The organism is Flavobacterium johnsoniae, from assembly GCF_001879205.1.
GTDB lineage: Bacteria > Bacteroidota > Bacteroidia > Flavobacteriales > Flavobacteriaceae > Flavobacterium > Flavobacterium johnsoniae_A.
On record NZ_MLFK01000005.1, the window covers coordinates 504,175 to 530,972 of the forward strand.

At 36.2% G+C, this 26,798-nt stretch carries 19 protein-coding genes; 7 read left to right on the top strand and 12 right to left on the bottom strand.

Annotated elements, in window-relative coordinates; translation table 11 throughout:
- The first annotated feature begins 208 nt into the window (after positions 1 to 208).
- From BKM63_RS07455 to BKM63_RS07465, 3 genes are all read left to right on the top strand, one after another.
- Positions 209 to 2,401: a peptidase domain-containing ABC transporter gene (locus BKM63_RS07455; RefSeq protein ID WP_071635986.1), complete on the top strand. Its 2,193-nt coding sequence runs from the start codon at positions 209 to 211 to the stop codon at positions 2,399 to 2,401.
- A 2-nt stretch (positions 2,402 to 2,403) separates the two neighbouring features.
- Entirely contained in the window at positions 2,404 to 3,699 is a 1,296-nt protein-coding gene (locus BKM63_RS07460; protein WP_071635987.1) for an HlyD family secretion protein, read from the top strand.
- A 155-nt stretch (positions 3,700 to 3,854) separates the two neighbouring features.
- Positions 3,855 to 4,034, top strand: coding sequence for a hypothetical protein (locus BKM63_RS07465; RefSeq protein ID WP_071635988.1), 180 nt, complete (start codon positions 3,855 to 3,857; stop codon positions 4,032 to 4,034).
- A 42-nt stretch (positions 4,035 to 4,076) separates the two neighbouring features.
- Here the strand turns inward: BKM63_RS07465 and BKM63_RS07470 are convergent, their stop codons facing one another.
- The 3 genes from BKM63_RS07470 to BKM63_RS07480 all read right to left on the bottom strand — a co-directional run bounded on the left by BKM63_RS07470 (position 4,077) and on the right by BKM63_RS07480 (position 5,969).
- Positions 4,077 to 4,784: a tRNA1(Val) (adenine(37)-N6)-methyltransferase gene (locus BKM63_RS07470; RefSeq protein ID WP_071635989.1), complete on the bottom strand. Its 708-nt coding sequence runs from the start codon at positions 4,782 to 4,784 to the stop codon at positions 4,077 to 4,079.
- Positions 4,785 to 4,862: 78 nt separating this feature from the next.
- Positions 4,863 to 5,387 (bottom strand): ribosome maturation factor RimM, encoded by a 525-nt coding sequence (rimM, locus tag BKM63_RS07475; RefSeq protein ID WP_071635990.1) that lies wholly within the window; start codon positions 5,385 to 5,387, stop codon positions 4,863 to 4,865.
- 15 nt (positions 5,388 to 5,402) lie between these two features.
- Complete coding sequence (locus BKM63_RS07480) at positions 5,403 to 5,969, bottom strand: 30S ribosomal protein S16 (RefSeq protein ID WP_071635991.1); 567 nt, start codon at positions 5,967 to 5,969, stop codon at positions 5,403 to 5,405.
- Positions 5,970 to 6,156: 187 nt separating this feature from the next.
- On the opposite strand from BKM63_RS07480, the gene BKM63_RS07485 reads away from it, so the two are divergent.
- Entirely contained in the window at positions 6,157 to 6,648 is a 492-nt protein-coding gene (locus BKM63_RS07485) for a DUF6252 family protein (protein WP_071635992.1), read from the top strand.
- A 125-nt stretch (positions 6,649 to 6,773) separates the two neighbouring features.
- Positions 6,774 to 7,124, top strand: a complete 351-nt coding sequence (locus BKM63_RS07490) for an RNA recognition motif domain-containing protein (RefSeq protein WP_071635993.1) — start codon at positions 6,774 to 6,776, stop codon at positions 7,122 to 7,124.
- A 152-nt stretch (positions 7,125 to 7,276) separates the two neighbouring features.
- Here the strand turns inward: BKM63_RS07490 and leuB are convergent, their stop codons facing one another.
- From leuB to BKM63_RS07520, 6 genes are all read right to left on the bottom strand, one after another.
- Positions 7,277 to 8,338: a 3-isopropylmalate dehydrogenase gene (gene leuB / locus BKM63_RS07495; RefSeq protein ID WP_071635994.1), complete on the bottom strand. Its 1,062-nt coding sequence runs from the start codon at positions 8,336 to 8,338 to the stop codon at positions 7,277 to 7,279.
- Positions 8,339 to 8,503: 165 nt separating this feature from the next.
- Positions 8,504 to 10,024, bottom strand: coding sequence for an alpha-isopropylmalate synthase regulatory domain-containing protein (locus BKM63_RS07500; protein WP_071635995.1), 1,521 nt, complete (start codon positions 10,022 to 10,024; stop codon positions 8,504 to 8,506).
- Between the two features lie 194 nt (positions 10,025 to 10,218).
- Entirely contained in the window at positions 10,219 to 10,815 is a 597-nt protein-coding gene (gene leuD / locus BKM63_RS07505; protein ID WP_071635996.1) for a 3-isopropylmalate dehydratase small subunit, read from the bottom strand.
- 169 nt (positions 10,816 to 10,984) lie between these two features.
- On the bottom strand, positions 10,985 to 12,379 hold the full coding sequence (gene leuC, locus BKM63_RS07510) for a 3-isopropylmalate dehydratase large subunit (RefSeq protein WP_071635997.1): 1,395 nt from the start codon (positions 12,377 to 12,379) through the stop codon (positions 10,985 to 10,987).
- A 526-nt stretch (positions 12,380 to 12,905) separates the two neighbouring features.
- Positions 12,906 to 13,826, bottom strand: a complete 921-nt coding sequence (locus tag BKM63_RS07515) for a helix-turn-helix domain-containing protein (protein ID WP_071635998.1) — start codon at positions 13,824 to 13,826, stop codon at positions 12,906 to 12,908.
- A gap of 273 nt (positions 13,827 to 14,099) precedes the next feature.
- On the bottom strand, positions 14,100 to 14,903 hold the full coding sequence (locus BKM63_RS07520; RefSeq protein WP_071635999.1) for an SDR family oxidoreductase: 804 nt from the start codon (positions 14,901 to 14,903) through the stop codon (positions 14,100 to 14,102).
- 328 nt (positions 14,904 to 15,231) lie between these two features.
- Between BKM63_RS07520 and dnaE the strand changes: the two genes are divergently transcribed.
- Together dnaE and BKM63_RS07530 are read left to right on the top strand one after the other, a co-directional pair.
- Positions 15,232 to 19,770, top strand: a complete 4,539-nt coding sequence (dnaE, locus tag BKM63_RS07525; protein ID WP_071636000.1) for a DNA polymerase III subunit alpha — start codon at positions 15,232 to 15,234, stop codon at positions 19,768 to 19,770.
- A gap of 179 nt (positions 19,771 to 19,949) precedes the next feature.
- A complete protein-coding gene (locus BKM63_RS07530; protein WP_071636001.1) occupies positions 19,950 to 20,873 on the top strand; it encodes an outer membrane beta-barrel protein in 924 nt (307 codons plus the stop codon).
- Positions 20,874 to 20,983: 110 nt separating this feature from the next.
- On the opposite strand, the gene BKM63_RS07535 is transcribed toward BKM63_RS07530, so the two are convergent.
- The 3 genes from BKM63_RS07535 to BKM63_RS07545 all read right to left on the bottom strand — a co-directional run bounded on the left by BKM63_RS07535 (position 20,984) and on the right by BKM63_RS07545 (position 26,667).
- Positions 20,984 to 21,979, bottom strand: coding sequence for a Gfo/Idh/MocA family protein (locus BKM63_RS07535; RefSeq protein WP_071636002.1), 996 nt, complete (start codon positions 21,977 to 21,979; stop codon positions 20,984 to 20,986).
- Between the two features lie 218 nt (positions 21,980 to 22,197).
- Positions 22,198 to 24,300 (bottom strand): prolyl oligopeptidase family serine peptidase, encoded by a 2,103-nt coding sequence (locus BKM63_RS07540; RefSeq protein WP_071636003.1) that lies wholly within the window; start codon positions 24,298 to 24,300, stop codon positions 22,198 to 22,200.
- 159 nt (positions 24,301 to 24,459) lie between these two features.
- On the bottom strand, positions 24,460 to 26,667 hold the full coding sequence (locus tag BKM63_RS07545; RefSeq protein WP_071636004.1) for a TonB-dependent receptor: 2,208 nt from the start codon (positions 26,665 to 26,667) through the stop codon (positions 24,460 to 24,462).
- Positions 26,668 to 26,798 lie beyond the last annotated feature (131 nt).

Here is a 26,798-nt window from a genome sequence, read left to right on the forward strand (position 1 = left end):
ATAAGTATTAAAAGAGCTTTGCTATTTGTTTAGCAAGGCTCTTTCTTTTTGTAAGATTAAATTGATTTACTATTAAAATTAAATATTGGATTTATAAAAGAATTAAATGCTGGTAAAAATCCAATTTGTATTAAGTTATTTAAATGATTTTTTACTTTTTTTAAGAATTTTTGTATAATATTGCTAGAAACAAACCCAAATACTAGAATTGAAAAAATTCACGCATTACAAACAGGCAGATTTTAAAGATTGCGGCCCTACGTGTTTAAAAATAATTGCTAAGCATTACGGCAAAACGATCACTATTCAGGAATTACGCGACAGCAGTGAGACTACTCGCGAAGGAAGCAATCTGCTTTTTTTGAGTGATGCCGCCGAGAAAATTGGTTTTAGAACGCTGGGCGTAAAACTAAGTGAAGAAAGATTAGAAGAAGCGCCATTGCCATGTATTCTGCATTGGAATAAAAATCATTACGTTGTACTTTACAAAATAAAAAAAGGGAAGTATTATATTTCAGACCCTGCTTTTGGTTTGCTAGAATATAACAAACAGGAATTTCTTAAATTCTGGATTGGTAATAATGCTGATGAGTTTACTCAGGAGGGAGTTGCATTATTGATAGAAGCTACGCCAAAATTTTTTCAGTCGGATTTTGATAAAGAAGATCAGAAAGGAATTGGTTTTGGTTTATTGTCGCAATATGTGCTTCGTTACAAGTCATTTCTTATTCAGCTAAGCATCGGGCTGCTGGCCAGCAGTTTATTACAGCTTATATTTCCGTTTTTAACGCAGAGTATCGTCGATGTTGGAATCCAGAACCAAAATATTCATTTCATATACCTGATTCTTTTTGCGCAGTTGTTTTTATTTGCCGGAAGAACTGGTCTTGAACTTATACGAAGCTGGATATTACTCCATCTTTCTACTAGAATCAACATTTCACTAATTTCAGATTTCTTCATTAAGTTAATGAATCTTCCTATTTCATTTTTTGATGTGAGAATGACAGGTGATATTATGCAGCGAATAAACGACCACCGCAGGATCGAGAAAATTTTAACAACATCATCGCTCAATGTTTTGTTCTCCGTAATTAACATGTTTGTAATGGGAGCGGTTCTGGCATATTTTAATCTCAAGATATTTTTAGTTTTTTTCGCAGGAAGTCTTCTTTATTTTGGATGGATTACTCTATTCTTGAAACGAAGAGAAGTTCTGGATTATAAACGTTTTGCTGAGGTTTCAAATGAACAGGGAAAAGTCATGGAACTTATTAACGGAATGCAGGAAATCAAGCTCCATAATGCCGAAAAACAAAAGCGCTGGGGATGGGAATATGTACAAGCGAGGCTTTTTAGGGTTTCGATAAAAGGTTTGGTTTTAGAACAGTCGCAAACCATTGGTTCTTCGGTAATTAATGAATTGAAGAATATCTTTATTATATTTTTATCGGCAAAATTAGTAATCGACGGTTCTATTACACTTGGTATGATGCTGGCGATCAGCTCGATTGTGGGGAGTTTAAACGGACCCGTAGTGCAGCTTATAGAATTTGTCCGCGAACTTCAGGATGCCAAAATCTCATTGGCACGACTATCTGAAATTCATGAAAAAGAAGATGAAACCCAGCAGGAAGTACATCAGAGCAATGATGTTCCGTATGATTCAGATATTGAAATAAAAAATATTTCGTATCGCTATTTAGGATCAGATATTCCGGTATTAGATAATTTGAGTTTAACTATTCCGGCCAATAAAGTAACAGCGATAGTAGGCGTGAGCGGCAGCGGTAAAACGACACTGATGAAACTGCTTCTTAAATTTTACGAACCCGAGAAAGGGGAAATCAACATTGGCAGTTCGCAGCTTAAAAATATTTCTCAACGAGCCTGGCGGTCTAATATTGGTGCTGTCATGCAGGAAGGTTTTATTTTTAGCGATACTATTGCCAATAACATTGCCTTTGGAGTTGATAAAATTGATAAAGAAAGATTGCTCTATGCAGCAGATGTAGCTAATATTAAGCAGTATATAAGTGAGCTCCCTTTAGGATATAATACCAAAATTGGTGCTGAAGGACTCGGAATGAGTACCGGACAAAAACAGCGATTGTTGATTGCAAGAGCTGTTTATAAAAACCCCGAGATATTATTTTTTGATGAAGCAACTTCTGCCTTAGATGCCAACAACGAAAAAGAGATTATGCAGAAACTGGGCATTTTCTTTAAAAATAAAACAGTAATTGTAATTGCCCACCGATTGAGTACCGTGATGAATGCTGACCAGATTGTTGTTTTGGATAAAGGGAAAATTATCGAAATTGGAAATCATGCCGCTTTAGTAGAACGAAAAGGGAATTATTTTGAACTGGTTAAAAATCAATTGCAGTTAGGAAGTTAATTATGGCAGAAGATAAAGAAACATTCGAATTAAGAAGTGAGGAAGTTCAGGACATTCTCACCAAAGTACCAAACTGGATGATCCGCTGGGGAACTCTCCTTATTTTTGCTATTATATTAATGCTGTTTTTTGTTTCCTGGTTTATCAAATATCCGGATGTGGTCAATACTGAAATTGTAATTACAACCAATATTCCGCCAGAGAAAATTGTCTCAAAATCATCCGGAAGAATTGAAGCTATTTTAGTAAAAAACAAAGCAATAGTTCCTAAAAACAGTATACTGGCTATAATTGAAAATACAGCAAGGTATCAAGATGTATTTTTATTAAAAAGTATTGTTGATCATTATAATATAAATGATCCAAAAACAACGTTTCCATTTTCAAAACTAAAAAATACACAATTAGGGGAAATCGAAAGTGCGTATGCGGTTTTTCAGAAAGATTATCAGGCTCAGGAATTAAATCATGACCTGCAGCCTTTTGCAATCGAAAACAGAGCGCAGGTTTCGGAGAAAATTCAAATAAAAGAAAGATTAGAGATTTTGCAGCAGCAAAAAGTAATTAATGAAAGCGAATTACAGCTTCAAAAAAATGAAATTGCCCGCTTTGAAGCATTATTCAACAAGGGAATTATTTCGGCTCAGGAAATGGAAGCAAAGAAATTAGGATTTCTTCAGGCGCAAAAGAATTACAAGAGCCTTTTGTCGTCTATTTCTCAGTTAAGATCCTCTTTGATAGATAATACAAAATCGAGTCAGAATTCGCAGATAAACAGCACTAAAGAAGAAGTTAACCTGGGAAGAAACATGGCGCAGTCATTTTATCAGCTGAAAAAAGTGATAAAAGACTGGGAGCTGGCTTATGCGTTAAAATCGTCTATAAGCGGAAAAGTTACTTTTTTGCAGGTTTGGACAGAAAACCAAACCATAAATATAGGAGATAACGTTTTTTCTATCATTCCGGACGCAAAAAATGGTTTTATCGGCAAAGTAAAAGCACCGGCGTTAAATTCCGGAAAAATAAAAACCGGACAACGGGTAAACATTCGTCTGGCAAACTTTCCCGACAGGGAATTTGGTGTTTTAAAAGGCAAAATTCAAAACATTTCGCTGGTTCCGGATAAAGACGGAAATCTATTGATAGATGTTGCACTGCCAAATGGACTGCTGACTTCTTACAACAAACAAATTGTTTTTCAACAGGAAATGAAAGGAGGTGCCGAAATTGTAACCGAAGATTTACGATTAATCGAAAGAATTTTATATCAGTTCAAAAGTATTTTTGAGCAGGTTTAAACTCTTATTGAGGTGTTTTAAAATGGAAGATTTGTAAAGTAAATTACTATTGAAATTAAATAAAAATGTTAAAAATATTCTTGCGCAAGATTAGACATAAAGCTCAAGTGTCTTTAATTTATTGAGTAATAAACTAAACAAAAAAACTTTAAATTATGTTAAAAACAATTTTAAAACTGACAGGAGTTGAAGAACTGACAAAGAAACAGAAACAAACCATTTCGGGTGGAGATTCGAGGTATTCAGAAGCAACAGGTTATTGTGTTAATCCAAGCCCGACTTGTGGAGGCGCATATCCTGTGCAATATCCAGGAAGCTGGTGCTGTCAGAAATAAATTTTATTTAATAGAGGGAAAGCTTGCTTTCTCTCTATTGTATTAAAACTTTAAATAAAAATCTTTCGTCAACTCAATATATTCCGGAGTATAAACATGTCTGTCGATTTCGATTGTCAATTCGTCGATTTCGATTTGGGTAGTTTCATTTCGGCTGAAAGCCAATAAGCTTCTTTTAATTGCGGCTGTTGGAGTTCCTTTTACGCGGGTAATTTTTGTTGGATATAATTCGGCTTCTTTTGCTAAGGCGATAAATTTTGCTTCTTCTTTATAAGGCAGAATTATAGCAAATATTCCATTTTCAGACAAAAGTAAATCGGCAGCCTCGACTAATTCTTCAAAAGGCATTGCATCTTGAAAACGAGCTAAATCCCGCTGTTCATTTTCGGTTTTATAATCTTCGGCATAAAAAGGTGGATTCGAAACAATTAAATCGTATTCGTCTTCCGGTTCTTCTATAAATTCATCTAAACCAGCATGAAAACAAAACAAACGATCTCCCCAAGGCGAATTTTCGAAATTTTCTACTGCTTGTTCATAAGCATCTTCGTCAATTTCAAGAGCGTCAATTTGTTCTGCATTTGTTCTTTGCGCAAGCATTAAAGCAATAATTCCAGTTCCTGCGCCAATGTCTAAAACGCTAAACGGATTGTGATTTACCGGAACCCAAGAGCCTAGTAAAACACCATCAGTACCCACTTTCATAGCACAGCGATCTTGATGAATTGAAAACTGTTTGAATTGGAACATGTCTAGTTTATAATTTAGATTAAAGGTTTAGTTTCAGAAGAAAAACTGAATACTTAAAACTACAAACTGAATACTCTTTTAAAGGTACATCTCAATAAGACCTTCCGGAAGATTCATGATAACCTTTTTGTTTTCTCGGTCGATTTTTACAAGGAAATGATCGATCATCGGAATCAGCATTTCGACTTCGCCATTTAAAACCTCAAAAAGAGGCTGGGCCGTACTGTCGTTTACGGCAGCAATTTTTCCGAAGACACCTAAGCGTTGGTCTTCGATTTCAAATCCGATAACTTCGTGGAAATAAAATTTATTGCCCGAAAGTTTTGGAAGCATGCTTAGCGGCAGGTAAATTCCATTGCCAATAAGAGCATCTGCATCTTCCTCGGTATTTACATCTTCAAAACGAATTCTAAGGAAATCGTTTTTGTGTAATGAACTTGTTTCAATAAAAAAAGGAACCAAGTGTTTGTTGCATTCAACAAACACTGATTCCAGATTTTCGTATAACTCAGGTTCGTCTGTGTCTAAATAAGCCAGAACTTCACCTTTGAAACTAAATTTTTTAGCGATTTTACCTAAATAAAAACATTCTTCTTTACGCATTCTCGCTAAGTAAAATTATGCTTCAGTTGTTTCGTTATTCTCTTCAGCAGCAGGAGCTTCTTCAGTAGATGCTTCTACTTCAGCAACTTCTTCTTCAACTGCAGGAGTTGCAGCAGCGATAGCATCAGCTTCAGCCTGAGCTGCAGCAGCTAAACGTTTAGCATTAACTTCTTTTTCTGCTTTTAAAGCTTTAGCTCTAGCATCAGCTTGCGCTTTTGATAAACCATCTTTTTTAGCATCAACTTTTCCAGCTTTAGCCTCTAACCAAGCAGCTAATTTTGCGTCAGCTTGCTCTTGAGTTAAAGCTCCTTTACGGATACCTCCATCAAGGTGGTGTTTCAATAAAGCACCTTTGTAAGAAAGGATAGCTCTAGCAGTATCAGTTGGTTGTGCACCATTGTGTAACCATTTAACTGCGCTGTCAAGGTTTAACTCAACAGTTGCTGGGTTTGTGTTTGGATTGTAAGTACCGATTTTCTCTAAGTATTTACCATCTCTTTTTGAGCGTGCATCTGCAGCTACAACCCAGTAAAAAGGTTTTCCTTTTTTACCGTGTCTTTGTAATCTAATTTTTACTGACATAATCTTATGATTAAATTTTGAGGTACTCGACCTCCGTTAATTAAGGGCGCAAAGATATAATTTTTTTATGAATTATTCGTTTTAAAGGCATTAATTATCTTTAGGATTGTTTTTTAGCATTTTTTTGACTTTTATTTCCTCACATTTTATCGCGTAATGCAATACTTTTGTGTTAAATTTATTTTCTATGAAAAAATACTTTTTCTTTTTGTCTTTTTTATTCTTGTTGACATCTTGTACAGAAGATGTTAAGTTTAATAATCCAGCATTTCAGACTTTGAAGAATAATGTTTTTTGGAGGGCACAAAGTTACAGTGCTTTTTTTAATACAAATGGGAGTGTGGTAATTGAAGGGAATTTAGGGTATGAAAAAATTACTCTGCATACTCAATCTTCTGAAAAACAAACTTATGTTTTAGGTCTTGATGCTTCTTCTACAGCGTCTTATGAGAATGCACTTCCTGCTGACCTGTCTTTTTTTTCAACTGGAACAAATGCCGGGAGCGGTCAGATAGTGATCACAGAATATGATTCTGAAAATAAAACTATTTCCGGAACATTTAAATTTACCGCAGTAAATGAAGATGAAACTGATACTGAAAATCCTAAGATTAATTTTACGGAGGGTGTTTTCTATAAAGTTCCAATTAAAGTAAGCGATATCGTTCATCATATTTAATTTTTTGGGATCCTTGATTTTATGCGCTGATTTTTAAAATCAAAATAAAAACATAAATAAACTAATATATAGTAGATTACAGAAAAATAAGACTACATTTGCTACATTATTATAAATAAGTACATATGAACATTTTTGTTGGAAGCCTTCCATTCAGTATTGAGGAAGCAGATTTAAGAGAGTCTTTCGAGGCTTATGGAGCAGTTGATTCAGTTAAAATTATCACTGATAAATTTACTGGAAGAAGCAAAGGATTTGGTTTTGTTGAGATGCCAAACGATGCTGAAGCTCAAAAAGCAATTGATGAATTGAACGGAGCTACTGTTCAAGGTCGTTCAATTGTAGTAAATAAATCTGAACCAAAACCTGAAGGTGAAAGAAGAAGCTTCAATAACAACCGTGGAGGTGATTCTCGCGGAGGTTACGGAAACAGCCGTGGCGGAAACGACCGTGGTGGTAACAGAGGAGGATATTAATATTTTTTTCTAAATATACAAAAGGGATCAACGAAAGTTGATCCCTTTTTTGTTGTGTTGTTTTTTGGTTTCGGTTTGTTTCTGGTTTCAAGTTTCAGGTTGGAAACTTGAAACAAAATAAACCTGAAACCTGAAACCTGAAACAAATAAAACTATAAATTAGCTACAAGCCAGTCTCCAACTTCGCTTGTTTTGTATGCTTTTGATCCTTTTGGAGCTAAATCTTCAGTAACAACTCCTTGTTCCAGCGATTTATTTACAACAGCGCGAATTGCATCAGCTTCTGCTTTTAATCCGAAAGCATCTTCGAACATCATCGCAGCCGACAAAATGGTCGCTAACGGATTTGCAATATTTAATCCGGTTGCCTGAGGATAAGATCCGTGGATTGGTTCGTATAATGAAGTGTGTTCTCCAACAGAAGCAGAAGGCATTAATCCCATTGAACCTGAAATTACAGAAGCTTCATCTGTTAAGATATCTCCAAATAAGTTCTCAGTAATTAATACGTCATAAGAATTTGGCCATTGAACTAAACGCATGGCAACAGCATCAACAAATTCGTAAGAAACCGTAACTTCCGGATAATCTTTTTCCATAGCCTGAACTGTTTCTCTCCATAAACGTGAAGTTTCCAGAACGTTTGCTTTATCAACGCAGCATAATTTTTTGTTACGTGTCATAGCTAATTCAAAACCTTTTTTAGCTAAACGCTGTACTTCGGCTCTTGTGTAAACGCAATTGTCAAAAGCAGTATCTCCGTTATCTTTTCTTCCTTTTTCTCCAAAGTAAATTCCGCCTGTTAATTCTCTTAAGAAAACCAAATCAGTTCCTTCAATTCTTTCTCTTTTTAAAGGAGAATTATCAATCAAAGAAGGAAAAGTAAATGTTGGACGTACGTTTGCAAACAACCCTAATTTTTTACGCATTAATAATAATCCTTGTTCCGGACGAACTGGCGCACTTGGGTCATTATCATATTTCGGGTGTCCAATTGCTCCAAATAAAACCGCATCTGCTTTCATACAAACTTCATGAGTTTCATCTGGATAAGGAACTCCAACTGCGTCGATTGCGCAAGCTCCGGTCAAAGCTGGTGTCCAGGTTATTTCGTGATTGAATTTTTTTGCAATAGCATCAGATACTTTTACAGCTTCATTTATTACCTCAGGACCAATTCCGTCTCCTGCTAAAAGGGCTATGTTAAATTTCATTTTTTAAGTTTTTATAATTTTTAAGGTTCTAAGATTCTGAGTTCCTAAGGTTCTAAGTTTTTTATTCTTATTGGCTTAGTTTTATTTTTTAGAGGTACTGAGCTGTTAAGATGCTAAGTTCAAAGAAAAAATCTTTGTAACTCAGGATCTTTGTGCCTTAGCACCTTAGGCTATTACATTCAACATCTTTTGAGTCGCAATAATCGCAGCAACAGTTTGATCTGAATCTAAGCCGCGGGTTTTGAATTCTTTTCCGTTGTTTACCCAGGTAATAATCGTTTCGCACAAAGCATCAGAACTACTTCCTGGTGGAATTCTTACCGCATAGTCAATCAATTTCGGAAGCGTTAGTTTTTTGCTTTTGTAAATTTTAGTCAATGCATTCATAAAAGCATCAAACTGACCATCTCCCTGTGCATTTTCTTCGATGATTTCTTCGCCAAATTTTAAACACAAGGTTGTAGAAGGCCGCATTCCTTTTGAGTGTACTAATATATAGGACTCAATTTTTATTTTTTCTTCGTAAGTATGACTGTCCAAAACATCTGAAATGATGTAAGGAAGGTCTTCCTTAGTAACGGTTTCTTTTTTATCGCCTAATTCGATGATCCTTTGGGTAACCAATTTCAAATCTTCATTATTCAGTTTTAAACCTAATTCCTGAAGATTTTTTTCGATATTGGCTTTTCCGGAAGTTTTTCCTAAAGCGTATTTTCTTTTTCTTCCGAAACGTTCCGGAAGTAGATCATTAAAATATAAATTATTTTTATTGTCTCCGTCCGCATGAATTCCGGCAGTTTGTGTAAAAACATTGTCACCCACAATTGGTTTGTTGGCGGGAATTCTATATCCTGTAAAAGTTTCAACCAGCTTACTTACCGTATACAAAGAAGTCTCCTTTATATTGATGCTTACTTCTGGCAGATAATCGTTTATAACGGCGACAGTGCTTTCTAGCGGTGCATTTCCGGCGCGTTCTCCCATTCCGTTTACGGTTACATGAAGTCCGTTGATGCCTGCTTTTATTGCTTCCATAACATTCGCGATGCTTAAATCGTAATCGTTATGTGCATGAAAATCAAAGTGAATCTGTGGGTATTTTGCTCTTATTTTTGAAATGAATTCAAAAGTTAAAGATGGAATTAAAACGCCTAAAGTATCCGGAAGTAAAATTCTTTTTACGGGCTGCGTTGATAGAAAATCCAGAAATTGAAAAACATATTCCGGAGAATTTCGCATTCCGTTGCTCCAGTCTTCCAGATAAACATTCGTTTCAATATTGTTTTCTTTTGCTAAAGCGATGATTTGAGCAATTTCAGAAAAATGCTGCTCGGGAGTTTTTTTTAACTGATGCGTTAAATGATTCATTGATCCTTTGGTCAATAAATTCTGCACTTTAGCACCGGCTTTTTTCATCCATTCGATTGAAACTCCTCCGTCTACAAACGAAAGAACTTCAATTCTGTCGATATATCCTCTTTCTTCGGCCCAGGAAGTAATGCCTTTTACGGCTTGAAATTCTCCTTCGCTTACGCGTGCCGAGGCAATTTCGATTCGATCAATATTTAATTCCTCCAACAACAATTGTGCAATGGTTAGTTTTTCTGCAGCAGAAAAAGATACTCCAGAGGTTTGTTCACCATCACGGAGTGTCGTATCCATTATTTCAATTTTTCTTTTTTCCATATTGATAATCTAATTTCTAATAGGCTGGATATTATTGATATCCAAATTTTAATTGTGACGCTGATTTTACTGGATTTTAACTTCGGTTAAAAATAAAATCTGTTTTATCTGCGTTCTTTGTTTTCTAATTTAATTTAGAAAGACCCGATAGGTTTTGAAGCCTGTCGGGTCTAATAGACTGAATAATATTTCTATTAGTAAGGAAGTTTATCGGCGAAAGCCTTAATGTCTTCTTTAATGTTTTGTAAATAATCAATGTCGTCAAAACCATTGATCATATTGTTTTTTTTGTAGCCATTAATCGCAAAAGATTCTGATTGACCTGTTGCCAATAAAGTAATGGTTTGGTTTGGCAAGTTTATTTCTAATTGGGTATTAGGATCAGCTTCGATTGCTTTGAAAATAGTGTCAGCAAATTCAGGGCTTACCTGAACTGGTAAAACGCCAATATTTAAACAGTTCCCTTTAAAGATGTCAGCAAAGAAACTTGAAACTACAGCTCTAAAACCGTAATCGTAAACGGCCCATGCTGCATGCTCTCTTGAAGATCCTGAACCGAAGTTTTTTCCTCCAACCAAGATTTTTCCGCTGTAAGTTGAATCATTTAAAACGAAATCTGCTTTTGGAGTATCGTCTCCGTTGTATCTCCAGTCTCTGAAAAGGTTATCTCCAAAACCTTCACGTTTTGTAGCTTTTAAGAAACGAGCTGGAATAATTTGATCTGTATCTACGTTCTCGATTGGCAGCGGCACTGCACTGCTGGTAAGTATATTAAATTTATCGTATGCCATTTTAATTTTTGCTTTAGGCTGTTTTCTGCTTTAGGCTATAAGCTGTATGCTTTAAGCTTTTTGCACAGCGTTTATTTTTTATTTGCTTTAGGCTATAAGCTTTAAGCTGTAGGCCTTTTTTAAATTCTGTTGGAAGCTTAAAGCCTAGTGCTTAAAGCTTACGGCAGAATTAAAATAATTCTCTCGGGTCTGTTAGTTTTCCTGTAACAGCAGCAGCAGCAGCCATAATTGGACTTGCAAGAAGCGTTCTTGAACCAGGGCCCTGACGGCCTTCAAAGTTTCTGTTTGAAGTACTTACTGCGTATTTTCCGGCAGGAACTTTATCATCATTCATTGCTAAACAAGCAGAACATCCAGGTTGACGTAATACGAAACCAGCTTCTGTCAAAATATCTAAAATGCCTTCTTCTTTAATCTGCGCTTCAACAACGTGAGAACCTGGAACTAACCAAGCGGTAACATTATCTGCTTTTTTTCTTCCTTTTACAATTTCAGCGAAAGCTCTAAAATCTTCAATACGTCCGTTTGTACAACTTCCTAAGAAAACATAATCAATTGGTTTTCCAATCATCACATCATCTTCATGGAAGCCCATGTAAGCCAAAGATTTTTTGTAAGTTTCCTCACCGCCTTCAACTTGGTTGGCATTCGGAATATGTTTTGTAATACCAATTCCCATTCCAGGATTAGTACCATAAGTAATCATAGGTTCAATATCTTCTGCTTTAATGTTTAATTCAGCATCAAACACAGCATCAGCATCCGTTTTAAGTGTTTTCCAATATTCAACGGCTTTTGTCCAGGCTTCTCCTTTTGGAGCGTATAATCTTCCTTCAAGGAAATCGAAAGTAGTCTGGTCAGGAGCAATCATACCGCCTCGCGCACCCATTTCGATACTTAGGTTACAAACCGTCATACGGCCTTCCATAGTCATGTTTTCAAAAACATCACCGGCATATTCAACAAAATATCCAGTTCCTCCGGAAGTAGTCAATTGTGCAATAATATAAAGGGCAACGTCTTTTGGACCAACACCTTTGCTTAATTGACCGTTTACGTTAATACGCATTTTCTTTGGTTTAGGCTGCATAATACATTGAGTAGAAAGCACCATCTCAACCTCAGAAGTTCCGATACCAAAAGCAATGGCTCCAAAAGCACCGTGAGTAGAGGTATGCGAATCCCCGCATACAATAGTAGAACCTGGCAAAGTAATTCCGTTTTCAGGACCAACTACGTGTACAATACCATTTTTTTGGTGTCCTAATCCCCAGTGAGAAATTCCGTATTCTGTCGCGTTATCTTCAAGAGCTTTAAGCTGATTGGCTGATAAAGCGTCCTGAACTGGTAAATGTTGGTTTATGGTTGGTGTATTGTGGTCTGCAGTTGCAAAAGTACGTTCAGGATATAATACTGAAACACCTCTTGATTTTAATCCTAAAAAAGCAACAGGACTCGTAACTTCATGAATGAAATGGCGGTCAATAAAAAACACATCTGGTCCATCTTCAATTTTACGCACTACATGTGAATCCCATACTTTGTCAAATAATGTCTTACTCATTTTTTATTTTTTTTAATTGTAATTTCTATAACCACAGCAATTTCCTGTTCATTATAATAGCAAAACAAAAGTAAAAAAAGATACAAAGGCGTCAATTTCAATATTTCATTATATACGATACCCAAACTAAAATACAAATTGCCAAACGGCTTTTGCAGCTTCAATTTTGAAAGAAAAATGATTTAGAAACTGATTTTGTTTTTCTTTTTCAGCTCAAGTTTTCTTTAATTGTTTTTTGTTTTAATAGTTTGCAAATTTATCTCAAAATCACTATAAAATATAAGGTTTAATTTAAAAAAATGTAACAAAATGAATAAAAATAGTAATAATTGTTAGTTTTGATTTCGTTCTCGGAAAGGTGCTTTTTAGGTTTTTAAAAGCTTTTAAAGCTATTTTTTGGTCATTATTTAGATTCAATAAATGGTCTAAATACTACGACATCCAAGAAGTATATTTTTATGAAATTTATCTCTTTTAAGAGAAAACAGAGTTGAGGAGTAAGATGGTCTAAGAATAGTCCTGAAGTCTAATTCAATGAATTTTTAAACTCTAAAGGAGTCAGGTTAGTTTTCTTTTTGAAGAGTTTGCTGAACGATTGAGGATATTCAAAACCCAATTGGTATGCAATTTCTGCTACCGAAAGATTGGTGGTAATCAGGAAATCTTTTGATTTTTCTATTAGTTTTGAATGAATATGCTGCTGCGCATTTTGTCCCGTTAAATTTCGAAGCATGTCGCTTAAATAGTGAGTAGAAACGTTAATTTGTGAAGCAAGAAAATCAACTGTGGGCAAGCCTCGTTTCAAAGTTTCTGCATTATTAAGATAATTGTCCAGCGTTTCTTCTACTCTGAGTAATAAATCATGGCTTATCGTTTTGCGCGTAATAAATTGGCGTTTGTAAAAACGATTACTGTAATTAAGCAAAACGTCAATATAAGAAACAACTACATCCTGGCTCATTTCGTCAATTGCAGTGTGAAGTTCGTTATCAATGCTGGTCAATAGTCCTATAATAATTGTTTTTTCGCTGTCAGAAAGATGCAGTGCTTCATTGGTATCGTAGGAAAAGAAACCGTATTTTTTGATGTTTTTCCCTAAAGGATAATTTCGAATAAAGTCCGGATGAAAAAGCAAAGTATAACCGCCATATTCGGCTCCTTCTTCATTATCAGTAAAAATCAATTGATTGGGAGAAGCAAACATTAATCCTCCTTCATTAAAATCATAATAACCCTGACCGTAACCCATTTTTCCGTGGGTAGAAAATTTATAGGATATTTTATAAAAATCGAGCAAAAAAGAAGTGTTTGTTAAATCTCCATTTATAATAAGCTGTGTATTATCAACCAGACTTATCATGGGATGAAGAGGTTTAGGCAGCTTCAATAAAGAATGAAATTGCGATATAGAGGAAATTTTTGCAGGATTGTTACTTTTCTTTTCCATGATATAAATGTATAAAAAATAAAGGATTAATTAGATTTTTCGAAAAATATTGAACGGCCTTCCTGATTTTGAAAGACCGGCTTCGGAGAAGCTAAATATTTATTGAAATCGTATTTATTATGGAGAGAGAAGCTCCCGCGGAGCGAAATATTTATTGTAATACAAGTATATTTCGCTCCATTGGAGCTCTTTTGTATCTGGATTATTGAATTTCTATAAATATTCTGCTCCGCTGGAGCTTAATACTTTTCGGGCATTCTTAATTAAAAATTATTATGCGCCTAAAAACTGTTTGCCAAATGCAGCACGAAAAACTTCGTCTCCTTGTTCCTGTCTTTGTTTGTAAAGCGCTTTAGCATCTTCACCAGCAACATATCTCAGTTGGGTTTTTCCGTCTGTAGCGGCTTCATAAACAACATCTGCAATTTGTTCCGCCGTTGATGCCATTTCAAACATTACATCTACATTTTCAAACATTTTGTCTGCCATTGCCTGGTATTCCGGTTTAACTCCGGTATCAAGTGAACCATGAAGGAATTCTGTTTTAATACCACCCGGAGAAACGGTTTTAATGTTTATTCCAAATGGGTTTAATTCATACGCCATGCTTTCGCTCCAGCCTTCAAGTCCCCATTTTGTTGCGTGATATACAGATCCTAAAGGAAACGAAATCAAACCGCCAATAGAAGTTGTAGAGATAAATAACCCGCTTTTTCTTTCTCTGAAATACGGAATAAAAGCGTTGGTAACACGAATAACTCCAAGCAAATTAGTATTAAGCTGTTTGGTAATCTGATCATCAGAAAGGCTTTCCAGAGGCCCAATTAAACCGTACCCGGCATTATTGAAAACAATATCAATGTCGCTTAATTGAATGGCTTTTTGAACCGTGTTTTGTATTTGCTCATAATTGGTAACATCTAATGGTAATAGCGTTACATTTTTCAAATCAGAAAGTTCCGTTTCCTTTTCAGGATTTCTCATTGTTGCGATAACATTCCATCCTTTTTGCTGAAATAATTTTGCTGTAGCTTTTCCTAATCCTGAAGAAGCACCTGTAATAAAAATAGTTTTCATAATAATTGTTTTAAATTGATAAGGCAAAGTTCAGGATAGCGTGCAGTTAAAAAGTGCTCATTTTGGTGCAATGAGTATCCAAAATGAATAATCGAATTTTTTAGGATTAAAGAATCCAAATTTTATCATTTTTATTGGTTTTTAACAGTTTCTAATAATGATTTTGATTAATGCTTTTTGTTTAATTCTTTATTTCCTGAAGCCAAAAAAAAACGTAAATTTGAACTTCCTCCATTTTTAATTTCTCGTTTTTTCAGAGTCCATATAATCAAGGATTTATATTGGAAAAACTTGTGGTTTGGAACTTTAATTTTTGTATTTTAACTCTATGTATTTAATATTCGATACCGAAACAACCGGATTACCAAAACGCTGGGATGCCCCAATAACCGATTCTGATAACTGGCCTCGCTGTATTCAGATTGCTTGGCAGCTTCATGACGAAATGGGACAGCTTATAGAGCATCAGGATTATTTGGTAAAACCAGAAGGATTTAATATTCCGTATGATGCTGAGCGTATCCACGGAATCTCCACTGAATTGGCTGAAGCCGATGGAATCTCTTTGGCCGAAGTTTTAGAGAAATTCAATATCGCTTTAAGCAAAACCAAATTTATTGTTGGTCAGAATTTAGGTTTTGACGTTAACATTATGGGGGCCGAATTCCATAGAATGGGAGTGGAGTCTCAAATGAGCTCAATGCCGGTTTTGGATACTTGTACCGAAGTTACGGCTTCGTTATTACAGCTTCCCGGAGGTCGTGGAGGAAAGTTCAAACTTCCAACCCTTACCGAGTTGCACAGCTATCTTTTCGATCAGCCTTTCGCGGAAGCGCACAACGCAACTGCCGATGTTGAGGCAACTACGCGTTGTTTCCTGGAATTGGTAAGAAGAGAAGTTTTTACAAAAGAAGAATTAGACGTTCCGAAGGAATATTTCAAAGAATTTCAGGAAAGAAATGCTGAACCATTTAAGTTAATTGGTTTAAAGCATATCAACTTAAAAGCAGCTTCTGATAAAATCAGAGAACAGCTTAAAGCTTTACAATCAGACGATAAGCAGACTACCGTTTCAGAAGCGGACAAAGCCGATTTTAAAGCTGCAAAATTTGCACACTTACACAACCATACGCAGTTTTCGGTTTTACAATCTACTATCGGAATTGGGAATATTGTTGTGGCTGCAGCCAAAAACGGAATGCCTGCCGTTGCCATGACCGATACCGGGAACATGATGGGAGCTTTTCACTTTGTGAGCGCCGTTATGAATCACAACAAAGCCGCATCCGGAAAAAATAAAGCTTTGGTTGAAGCAGGAGAAGAACCAACCGAAACTGAGGTAAAACCAATTGTAGGTTGTGAATTTAATATTTGTGAAAACCATTTAGACAAAAGCAAAAAAGACAATGGTTATCAGGTTGTGCTATTGGCCAAAAATAAAGCAGGTTATCATAATCTGGCCAAAATGGCGTCGATTGCTTACACGGAAGGATTTTATTATGTCCCGAGAATTGACCGCAAAATTGTGGAACAATACAAAGGAGATATTATGGTTTTGTCCGGGAATTTATATGGTGAGATTCCGAGTAAAATCCTGAACATAGGTGAAAATCAAGCCGAAGAAGCTTTGATTTGGTGGAAAGAACAATTTGGCGAGGATTTCTATTTAGAGGTAATGCGCCACAATCAGGAAGATGAAAATCGTGTCAACAAAACCCTGATTGATTTTGCTCAAAAACATAATGTCAAATTAATTGCGACAAACAATACTTATTATTTAAATAAGGAAGATGCCAATGCACACGACATTTTACTTTGTGTAAAAGATGGTGAAAAGCAGGCAACGCCAATTGGTCGTGGACGCGGCTATCGTTATGGACTTCCAAATCAGGAATACTATTTCAAGTCGGAAGAAGAGATGAAAAAACTCTTTGCCGATTTGCCAGAAGCAATTATTAACATTCAGGAAATTATCGATAAAGTAGAAGGATACTCGCTCTATCGTGATGTATTGCTTCCGAAATTTGATATTCCGGAAGAATTTGTTGATCCTGAGGATGAAAAAGACAATGGTGTTCGTGGTGAAAATGCGTATTTGCGCCATCTTACCATGGAAGGGGCAAAAAGAAGATATGGCGAAATTACAGAATCAATTCAGGAGCGTTTGGATTTTGAGTTGCTAACGATTTCGAATTCAGGTTATCCGGGTTATTTCTTGATTGTACAGGATTTCATTGCTGAAGCCAGAAAGATGGATGTATCTGTTGGGCCGGGACGTGGATCTGCAGCGGGTTCTGCCGTTGCTTACTGCCTCGGAATTACCAATATTGACCCTATTAAATACGATTTGCTTTTTGAGCGTTTCCTAAATCCTGACCGTGTATCGATGCCCGATATTGATATCGACTTTGATGACGAGGGTCGTGGACGTGTAATGGATTACGTAATCAATAAATATGGTCAAAAACAGGTAGCGCAGATTATCACTTATGGTAAAATGGCGACCAAATCGGCAATTCGTGATACCGCTCGTGTACTGGATTTGCCGTTGTTTGAAGCCGATAGAATTGCAAAACTGATTCCAGGAATGATGCCGTCAAAATGGAATTTGGCGCGTTTTATTTCTGAAAGCGAAGAAGAGGTGAAAAAAGCCCTTCGATCTGACGAATTTGACAATGTAAAAGAATTAATTGCGATTGCCAACGAAGATGATTTGGCAGGAGAAACCATTCAGCAGGCAAAAATCCTCGAAGGATCAATGCGTAATACCGGAATTCACGCCTGCGGGGTAATCATTACACCGTCGGATATTACAAATTATGTTCCCGTTACTACAGCAAAAGATTCTGATTTATATGTAACGCAGTTTGATAACTCGGTTGCAGAAAGTGCCGGACTGCTTAAAATGGACTTCTTGGGTCTGAAGACCCTTACACTGATAAAAGACACCGTTAAACTGGTAAAATACAGAACAGGAATTGATTTAGATCCTGATACTTTTCCTATTGATGATGAGGAAACGTATGCGCTTTTCCAAAGAGGTGAAACGGTTGGTATTTTCCAATACGAGTCACCCGGAATGCAGAAATACATGAAAGATCTGAAGCCGACGGTTTTTGGGGATTTAATTGCGATGAATGCACTTTATCGTCCAGGACCTTTAGAGTATATTCCGTCTTTCGTTCGAAGAAAAAATGGTGATGAGGAAATCAAATACGATTTAGATGCCTGTGCCGAATATTTGTCTGAAACCTATGGAATTACGGTTTACCAAGAGCAGGTAATGCTTTTGTCTCAGTCTTTGGCAGGATTTACAAAGGGTGAGGCCGACGTACTTCGTAAAGCGATGGGTAAGAAACAAAAAGACGTACTAGATAAAATGAAGCCTAAGTTTGTGGAACAAGCTGCAGCAAAAGGTCACGATGCCAAAATTTTAGAGAAAATCTGGAAAGACTGGGAAGCCTTTGCGAGTTACGCCTTCAACAAATCACACTCAACTTGTTATGCCTGGATTGCGTACCAGACAGCTTACTTAAAAGCGCATTATCCTGCCGAATATATGGCAGCGGTACTTTCGAATAACATGAACGATATCAAACAGGTTTCGTTTTTTATGGAAGAATGTAAACGCATGGGCTTAGAAGTTTTAGGGCCAGATGTAAACGAATCATACTATAAATTTACGGTAAACGATAATTATGCCGTTCGTTTTGGAATGGGGGCTATAAAAGGTGTTGGTTCCGGAGCTGTTGAAACCATTGTCGAAAACAGAAAAGACGGCAGATATAAATCTATTTTTGATTTGGCGAAACGAATCGATTTGCGCGCAGCCAATAAAAAAGCAATTGAAAACTTAGCCCTTGCCGGTGGTTTTGATTCATTTGAAGGAACAACCAGAGCGCAGTATTTTCATGATGATGGTGACGGAATTACGTTTTATGAAAAAGCGATGCGTTATGGATCGAAATTTCAGGAAAATGAAAATTCATCTCAGGTAAGTTTATTTGGAGAAACCAGCGAAGTACAGATTGCTGAGCCAGTTGTACCGCCTTGCGAAGACTGGAGTACGATGGAAAAACTGGCCAAAGAAAAAGAGGTTGTAGGGATTTATATTTCCGGGCATCCGCTTGATGATTTTAGGTTTGAGATGAAATACTTCTGCAACGCCCGATTAGAGGCCTTAAAGAGTATGAACGAATATGTGGGTAAAAACCTGAACTTTGCCGGAATCATCAATAACGTGCAGCATCGTGTAGCGAAAAACGGAAAAGGCTGGGCGGTATTTAATTTAGAAGGGTATGACGAAAGTTTTGAGTTTAAGATTTTTGGTGAAGAATACTTAAAGTTTCGCCATTTCCTGATTCAGAACAATTTTGCGTATTTAAAAATATTGATAAAAGACGGATGGGTGAATCATGATACAGGTAAAAAATCAGATCCAAGAATGCAGTTTGTTGAGATTCGCCAGCTGCAGGATATTTTGGAAGCATTTGCTAAAAAACTGATTCTTTTATTGGATATCAAAGATTTACATGCTGATTTTATTCATAGATTAAGCCATTTGTTTAATGAAAATAAAGGCGATAATTCGGTGAGTTTTGAGATAATGGAAATCGAAAATGTAAAACGTTTGGTTGAGGTCGAAACTACAAGTGAGTTCGAAGACAGCAGTGATGCTGTTTTTGAAGATGAAAGTGATGATAACGAAGCGGCTGCGGCAGAAGCCAAGATGCAGGAAGTTAAAGAAGTTGAAGAAGTGAAAGTGGTTACGAAGCTGACAATGCCAAGCAGAAGGTTAAAAGTTCGGATTTCGGCCGAACTTCTTCAGGAATTAGAAAAAATGCAGATAAATTTTAAGCTGAACTAAATTTTAACAGTTAAAATTTAGCATAAAACATTTTTTTAGTGTTAAAATTATGCATGCATAATAGTTTTTTAGTAATATTGTCCAAAATTACAACGATTTCGTACCAAGTCTAACAATGCAAACTATAAGAATATGTTAAAAAAATCTAAGTTTGTAAAAAAACAATTAAAATCAGAATTATGAAAAAGAACCTATTTTTATTAGGATTATTAGTTTGCTCTATGGCGGGAATGGCGCAAACAACAGAAAAGCCAGAAAGCTGGTATTTTAAATTAGGAGGATCTTATTTTAATCAAACGGCTTCTACTGAGTTTCCAACCGTTGGAGGACATGATGCAATGGATAGAACTTATGTTGGAGGAAAATTAGTATCTGAAGAAAGTGTTACAGGTTCTTTCGGACAAGGTTTTAGAACTGGTATAACTGCTGGTTACCGTTTTTCAGTACGTTTAGGAGTTGAGTTAGGAGTGAATTATTATACTAGTAATGATAAAAAAATGGCGCAAACCAGATCAGATTTGCCTATTACACCAAGTGGTGTGTATAGCTTTAAATCAGTAGGTCAAATTAGTGCTTTTGATGTAGCTCCTGCACTTGTAATGTTTTTAGGTGAAGCTCATGGTTTTGAACCATATACTAAAGTTGGAGTTTTAGTTCCTATTCATGGAGATTTAGAAATCACTTCTGATGCCTATGCTCCAATTGCTTTTAACCAAACTACAGGAGCTCCGATAGCTTTTGGAGATGTTCATAGTGTTGATAAAGTGAAGCCTAATCCTACTTTAGGATTTACAGCGGCTTTAGGAACGTCTTATAAATTAGGAAAACATATTTCTGCCTTTGCTGAGTTAGAATACAGAAACTTTACTGTACATGGTAAAACAAAAGAAACTACTGAATTCACAGTAAATGGTCAAGATGCTTTAGCTACTAGAACTACAGCGCAAATCCACACAAATTATAGAGATGGTTTAAATGTTAATTCAAACAATGTTTTAACAAACCCAAATGGAGTTGATAAAGATAAGCCAATGGATGAATTAAGCTCTTACGTTGGTATCTCTGGTTTAGGTTTAACTCTAGGACTTAAATACAGCCTATAATTTTATAGAAGTTTTTTATAGTTTTTTTAAAAGAGGATATTCGAAAGAATATCCTCTTTTTTTGGTTTTTGTCATTTCTCTCCCGAAGTCTGGGGATCGAAATGACAATATTAAGATTTAGAATTTCTAAATTCCTTCAAAACTTCATCAATAACCCAGGTTGTCCTTGCGCCTGAGGTTCCTTTTGATGGCGACGCGCCTTCTTTGCCTAAAAGTTCGGCAATTACAGTTTCTATAAATGGCTGCTGAATATGTAATGGATTTTCTATAGCGATACTTTCTTTTTCGCCGTTTGGATATTGAATATGAATCGGATCGTTTCCAAAAGTCGAAAAGGAGATTTTACCTTTATCGCCCACAATTTCGGCATTGTCATAACGTTCAAAACTGCCAAAGTTCCATAAACCGGTTCCGTGAATTCCGTTTTCGAACAAAAATGACATTGACACAGCGTCTTCTGCAGGGTAAGCTTTAAGCTGCGATGTTGCATGACCGCGAACTGATTTTATCGGGCCCAAGACAAAATCCAAAAAGTCTAAAGTATGGCAGGCTAAATCAACGAAGATTCCTCCACCAGAAATATGAGGTAAAACGGTCCAGGGAAGATTGATTTCGTCATCATAACGTTCCTCAAAGGGATGATATAAAACACAGTTTACGTGTCTGATAGTTCCCAGTTTTCCTTGGTCGATTATTTCTTTTATTTTTAGAAAACGCGGTAAAGCTCTTCTGTAATAAGCAACAAACAAAGGTACGTTGTGTTCTTTGCAAACGCTTATCATTTCGCTGCATTCTTCAAAAGTCAATGCCATTGGTTTTTCGACATAGACTGGTTTTCCAGCTTTGGCACATAAAATAGTATATTCTTTATGAGAAGATGGAGGAGTGGCGATGTAGACAGCATCAACTTCAGGATCGTTTATTAAGTCGGCTGCATTTGAGTACCATTTTGGAACATTATGACGTTTGGCATAATCTTCTGCAAGGGCAGCATCTCTTCGCATAACAGCCACTAAAGCGGAGTTTGGCGCTTTTTGAAAAGCCGGGCCACTTTTAACTTCAGTTACATTACCGCAGCCTATAATTCCCCATTTTATAATTTTCATTGTTTGGTTTTTTAGTTTCTCAAATTTAAAGGAAAAAAGTCAGCTGCAAATTCGCGAATTAATTTTTCACGCAGATTTTGCAGATTCAGCAGATTTTTTGCACACAGAATCTGCTGAATCTGTCAAATCTGCGACAGTAAATAATAACAAAAAAAACAGCCGCGAAATCACGAAAAATTCGTGAATTCGTGGCTGATAAAGATTAAAAGATTAAAGTTTTATTTTTTAGGTAAAGCCTTAAATCCCATATTATAAAGTGTGAAAGCCTGAATATCTACATTCTCCTGGATTGTAGCAGCAACAGATTTTCCGGCACCGTGACCTGCTTTTACATCAATACGAATTAAAACCGGATTTTCTCCCGCTTGTTTGTCTTGTAATTCTGCAGCAAATTTAAAACTGTGAGCCGGAACAACACGGTCATCATGATCCCCGGTTGTTACCATTGTTGCCGGATATTTTGTCCCTTTTTTAACGTTTTGAACAGGAGAATATCCTTTTAAGTATTCAAACATTTCTCTGCTGTCCTGAGCTGTTCCGTAATCGTAAGCCCAACCCGCACCAGCTGTAAAAGTGTGATAACGAAGCATGTCCATAACACCAACAGCAGGCAGTGCCACTTTCATTAAATCAGGACGCTGCGTCATAGTTGCACCAACCAATAAACCGCCGTTAGATCCTCCGCGGATAGCTAAATAATCAGATGAAGTATATTTTTGAGCAATTAAATATTCTGCAGCAGCGATAAAGTCATCGAATACATTTTGCTTTTGCAATTTTGTTCCGGCATCGTGCCATTTTTTACCATATTCACCGCCGCCTCTTAAATTAGCTACCGCATAAACACCTCCATTTTCCATCCAAACTGCATTTGCAATACTGAAACTTGGAGTTAAACTAATATTGAATCCGCCATAACCATAAAGGATTGTTGGGTTTTTTCCGTCTAGTTTAGTTCCTTTTTTATAGGTAATAATCATCGGAATTTTTGTTCCGTCTTTTGAAGTGTAGAAAACCTGCTTAGACTCATAATCTTCACTTTTGAAATCCACTTTTGGTTTTTGATATACTTCTGATTTACCCGATTTTGGTTCAAAAGAATAAATGCTGCCCGGAGTCGTATAATTTGTAAAGCTGTAATACAACGTTTTTTCGTCCTTTTTTGCGCCAAATCCGTTTGCTGTTCCTACTGCGGGAAGTTTGATTTCACGAACTAATTTACCGCTGTAATCGTATTGTAAAACCAATGATACGGCATCTTTTGTATAATTGGCAAAGAAAAATCCTCCTCCTGTAGATGGAGATAAAACATTTTCAGTTTCTTTGATAAAATCTTTCCAGTTTTCTGGTTTTGGATTGCTAACATCAACAGAAACCACACGGCCGTTAGGTGCATTTAAATCTGTTTCTATAAATAATTTTGATCCTTCGTTTTCGATAATAGAATGCGAATTATTAAAATTATCTACAATCGTAATAATCGGACTGTTTGGGGTTTTTAAATCTTTAATATAAAGTTCATTGCCGTATGTCGAATTGGCAGCCGTAATTACTAAATAATGATTGTCTTCGGTAACATAACCTCCAACATATCTTCTTTTTTGATCGGCACCAAAAATAACCTTATCCTCTTTTTGAGAAGTTCCTAACTTATGGAAATACAATTTATGCTGATCTGTTTTAGCTGATAATTCGCTTCCTTTTGGTTTGTCGTAACTAGAATAATAGAATCCTTCATTTCCAAGCCAAGAAATACCGCTGAATTTCACATCAACCAGAGTATCTTCTAAAACTTTTTTAGAAACCGCATCAATAATAATAACTTTTCTCCAGTCGCTTCCTCCTTCAGAAATTGAGTACGCTGCTTTATTTCCATCTTTAGAAAAATCTAGTCCGCCAAGCGAGGTGGTTCCGTCTTTAGAGAAAGTATTTGGGTCTAGAAAAACTTCTTCTTTCCCGTTTTGATCTTTTCTGTATACAACAGATTGATTTTGAAGTCCGTTATTTTTAGAATAATACGTGAATTTTCCTTCTTTAGATGGAGCACCTATTTTTTCATAGTTCCAAAGTTTTTCCATTCGTTTTTTTAGTTCTTCACGAAACGGAATTTTATCTAAATAAGAATACGTTACTTCATTTTCAGCTTTTACCCAAGCACCCGTTTCGGCAGATTTATCATCTTCCAGCCAGCGGTAAGGATCGCTTACTTTTGTGTCAAAATATACATCGACAGTTTCCCCTTTTTTTGTTTCGGGATATTTAGTTTGTGCAAACGAAACCCCTGCAGTTGTAAGTGCCATTAATAAAAATGTTTTTTTCATAGTTAGTTTTTATCTGTTGTAACAAAAATAGAACTTTTTGTGAGATTGGTAAATGTTTAACCGCAAAGTACGCAAGGAAAAAGCGCAAAGAGCGCAAAGTTTTATTTGCTTTTGCGAACTTTGCGCTCACCTTAGCGTCTTTGCGGTTAAATAAAAATCTTATAAGTTGAAATTAACCCCCAAAACGATGTTTCTTCCAATGTTTGGAATACCGTCTGTTTTTAATCTTGAAAGGTGCGCAATGTATTTTTTATCAAATAAGTTGTTTCCGTTCAGGTTGACATCAAAAGCTGTTTTTCCTAGCTTTACTGTTCCTCCAAAACCTAAATTCACCAAAGTATAACCCTTAGAAGCCGTTTCGAAACCGCTTACATTATCTTGGTTAAAAGTCGAAGAAACATTCAAAGAAGCAAAACCTTCGCTTAACCAGTTTTTGATATTAAATTCGGTTCTAATGGTATTATTCCAGTTATTAGCAGGAATTAAAGGCAGATAATCGTCGTTGTCTTTTTTGCCCGTTACGGTTTCAAAGCTGGTTTCAAAATGTAACCAGTCTAACGGATGAGGGTGAAAATGCAGTCCAACCTCACCACCGTATAATTTTGCATTATCCTGAACGTAAGCAAAAACATCATTATCTTCACGAGTTTCCCCAGTTGGAGAAGTATAAATATAATTGTTTACGTGATTGTAGAATCCGTTTACGAAAAACTCAAAATGTGTGTTTTTGTATTCTAAGTTTAAATCAGTCTGAACGTTTTGTTCTGTTTTTAAGTCAGCATTTCCAATTTCATAACGGTTTGTTCCTTCATGTACACCGTTTGAAGTTAATTCGGCTAAGTTTGGTGCTCTAAAACCAGTTGCAACATTTAGACGAAGCGTTAGCGGCTCGGCTAATTTTGCTTTATATCCCAATGAGGCATTAAAGCTGTCAAAAGATCTGTCAAGAGGAAGGAAATAACCTTCTTCGCCTTCAGTTCCGTGTGCATCAGACGTAATGTTTCTGTTGTCAAAACGCAGTCCGGCTTGTAAAACGCTGTTATCCCATTCGTAATTTGCAGTTCCAAAAACACCAAAATCATTTGTCACTGCATCCGGAATTAAGTATTCTTCTCCCGAATTTTTATTGGTTTGATGCATTCCCTGAACCCCTATAATAGTTTCGATTTTTCCGAATTTAGGGAAATGGTATTTTGCGTTGTAATTGAAAGTATTCAGTTTCATGTGAAGAGAAGCTTCGTTGCTGTCTTCAAATTCGCTTCGGTCGTTCGAAATGTAACCTAAATCAACGTCTAATTTTGAGTTTTCAAAAAAGATAACATTATTCAAACTCAACAAATGATTAAAAATTCCCTGTCTTGGAAATTGAGTGTCTTTGCTTGAAGATTGTTCTGCAATTCCATCTTCTGGAATTCCAATATCCAGTTTGTTATAATTGTATCTCAAAACACTTGAAAAACTTGAGTTGCTGTAACCAATTCCCGTTTTAAAATCGGTTTCATTGTAACGTGAATTTGTTACACGGTCGCCGTCGGCAATTTTATAATCAGAATGCGTGTTGTAACTTCCTCGCGCCAGGAATTTCCAATTGTCGGTAGAAGTTTTTAATCCAATTGAAGAATTGCTTCCTTGTGTATTGGTGAAATATTTTTGACTGAAATTGGCTCTAAAAGTACCTGCGTCAGCAAATTTTTCGGGATTAAAATATAAAACGCCTCCCAAGGCATCAGAACCATATAGTAATGATGCAGGGCCTTTGATAACTTCAACACTTTCGATTCCGGCATCATTTAAACCCAAACCGTGTTCGTCCCCAAACTGCTGGTTTTCGATACGTACACCTTGAGAATAAACCAAAACACGATTACCGCTTAAACCTCTAATAACGGGCTTTCCGATAGAAGTTCCAGTTGAAATCTGTGAAACTCCCGGAATTGTAGCCAAACCTTCAATTAACGTTGAGGTTCCTTTTTGCTGTAAAGTTTTAATGCTTTCATGCTCGATTTTCATTACGTTTTGCGATTGCAATTTGTTGAAGGGGGTAGAAACCACCACTTCGTCCATTTCTAAAATAGACTCCAAAAGCGTTATGTCTAAAGTATTCTGCTTGACTAATTTAGCAATAGTATTGTTTTGGGTAGCGTATCCAACATATGAAAAGGAAAGACGCAGACTTCCGCTTGGAAGATTGTTTAATTCGTATTTTCCGTTTGCATCTGTTGTTGTTCCTTTATGCAGTTCGGGCGCATATACAGAAACGCCTGGTAATGGCTGGTTTTGATTGTCGGTTACGGTTCCTGATACCGAATTTTGGGCAGAAAGCAAGCCCGAAAACCCTAAAAGAAGGGCAATTATTATTTTTTTCATTTGAAAAATGTGCTATAGTTAAATTGATTTTTTTTCTTTTAAATGAAATCCAAAACCAACAACAAAGCATTCTGATCTTATTTAATAAATAAGACGAGGAAACTCAATGTTACTTTGAATTTAAATTAAAA

Coding starts and splice junctions, on each gene's coding strand:
- BKM63_RS07460 (WP_071635987.1), top strand. CDS start 2,404: ATGGCAGAAGATAAAGAAACATTCGAATTAAGAAGTGAGGAAGTTCAG.
- BKM63_RS07465 (WP_071635988.1), top strand. CDS start 3,855: ATGTTAAAAACAATTTTAAAACTGACAGGAGTTGAAGAACTGACAAAG.
- BKM63_RS07470 (WP_071635989.1), bottom strand. CDS start 4,784: ATGTTCCAATTCAAACAGTTTTCAATTCATCAAGATCGCTGTGCTATG.
- rimM (WP_071635990.1), bottom strand. CDS start 5,387: ATGCGTAAAGAAGAATGTTTTTATTTAGGTAAAATCGCTAAAAAATTT.
- BKM63_RS07480 (WP_071635991.1), bottom strand. CDS start 5,969: ATGTCAGTAAAAATTAGATTACAAAGACACGGTAAAAAAGGAAAACCT.
- BKM63_RS07485 (WP_071635992.1), top strand. CDS start 6,157: ATGAAAAAATACTTTTTCTTTTTGTCTTTTTTATTCTTGTTGACATCT.
- BKM63_RS07490 (WP_071635993.1), top strand. CDS start 6,774: ATGAACATTTTTGTTGGAAGCCTTCCATTCAGTATTGAGGAAGCAGAT.
- leuB (WP_071635994.1), bottom strand. CDS start 8,338: ATGAAATTTAACATAGCCCTTTTAGCAGGAGACGGAATTGGTCCTGAG.
- BKM63_RS07500 (WP_071635995.1), bottom strand. CDS start 10,024: ATGGAAAAAAGAAAAATTGAAATAATGGATACGACACTCCGTGATGGT.
- leuD (WP_071635996.1), bottom strand. CDS start 10,815: ATGGCATACGATAAATTTAATATACTTACCAGCAGTGCAGTGCCGCTG.
- leuC (WP_071635997.1), bottom strand. CDS start 12,379: ATGAGTAAGACATTATTTGACAAAGTATGGGATTCACATGTAGTGCGT.
- BKM63_RS07515 (WP_071635998.1), bottom strand. CDS start 13,826: ATGGAAAAGAAAAGTAACAATCCTGCAAAAATTTCCTCTATATCGCAA.
- BKM63_RS07520 (WP_071635999.1), bottom strand. CDS start 14,903: ATGAAAACTATTTTTATTACAGGTGCTTCTTCAGGATTAGGAAAAGCT.
- dnaE (WP_071636000.1), top strand. CDS start 15,232: ATGTATTTAATATTCGATACCGAAACAACCGGATTACCAAAACGCTGG.
- BKM63_RS07530 (WP_071636001.1), top strand. CDS start 19,950: ATGAAAAAGAACCTATTTTTATTAGGATTATTAGTTTGCTCTATGGCG.
- BKM63_RS07535 (WP_071636002.1), bottom strand. CDS start 21,979: ATGAAAATTATAAAATGGGGAATTATAGGCTGCGGTAATGTAACTGAA.
- BKM63_RS07540 (WP_071636003.1), bottom strand. CDS start 24,300: ATGAAAAAAACATTTTTATTAATGGCACTTACAACTGCAGGGGTTTCG.
- BKM63_RS07545 (WP_071636004.1), bottom strand. CDS start 26,667: ATGAAAAAAATAATAATTGCCCTTCTTTTAGGGTTTTCGGGCTTGCTT.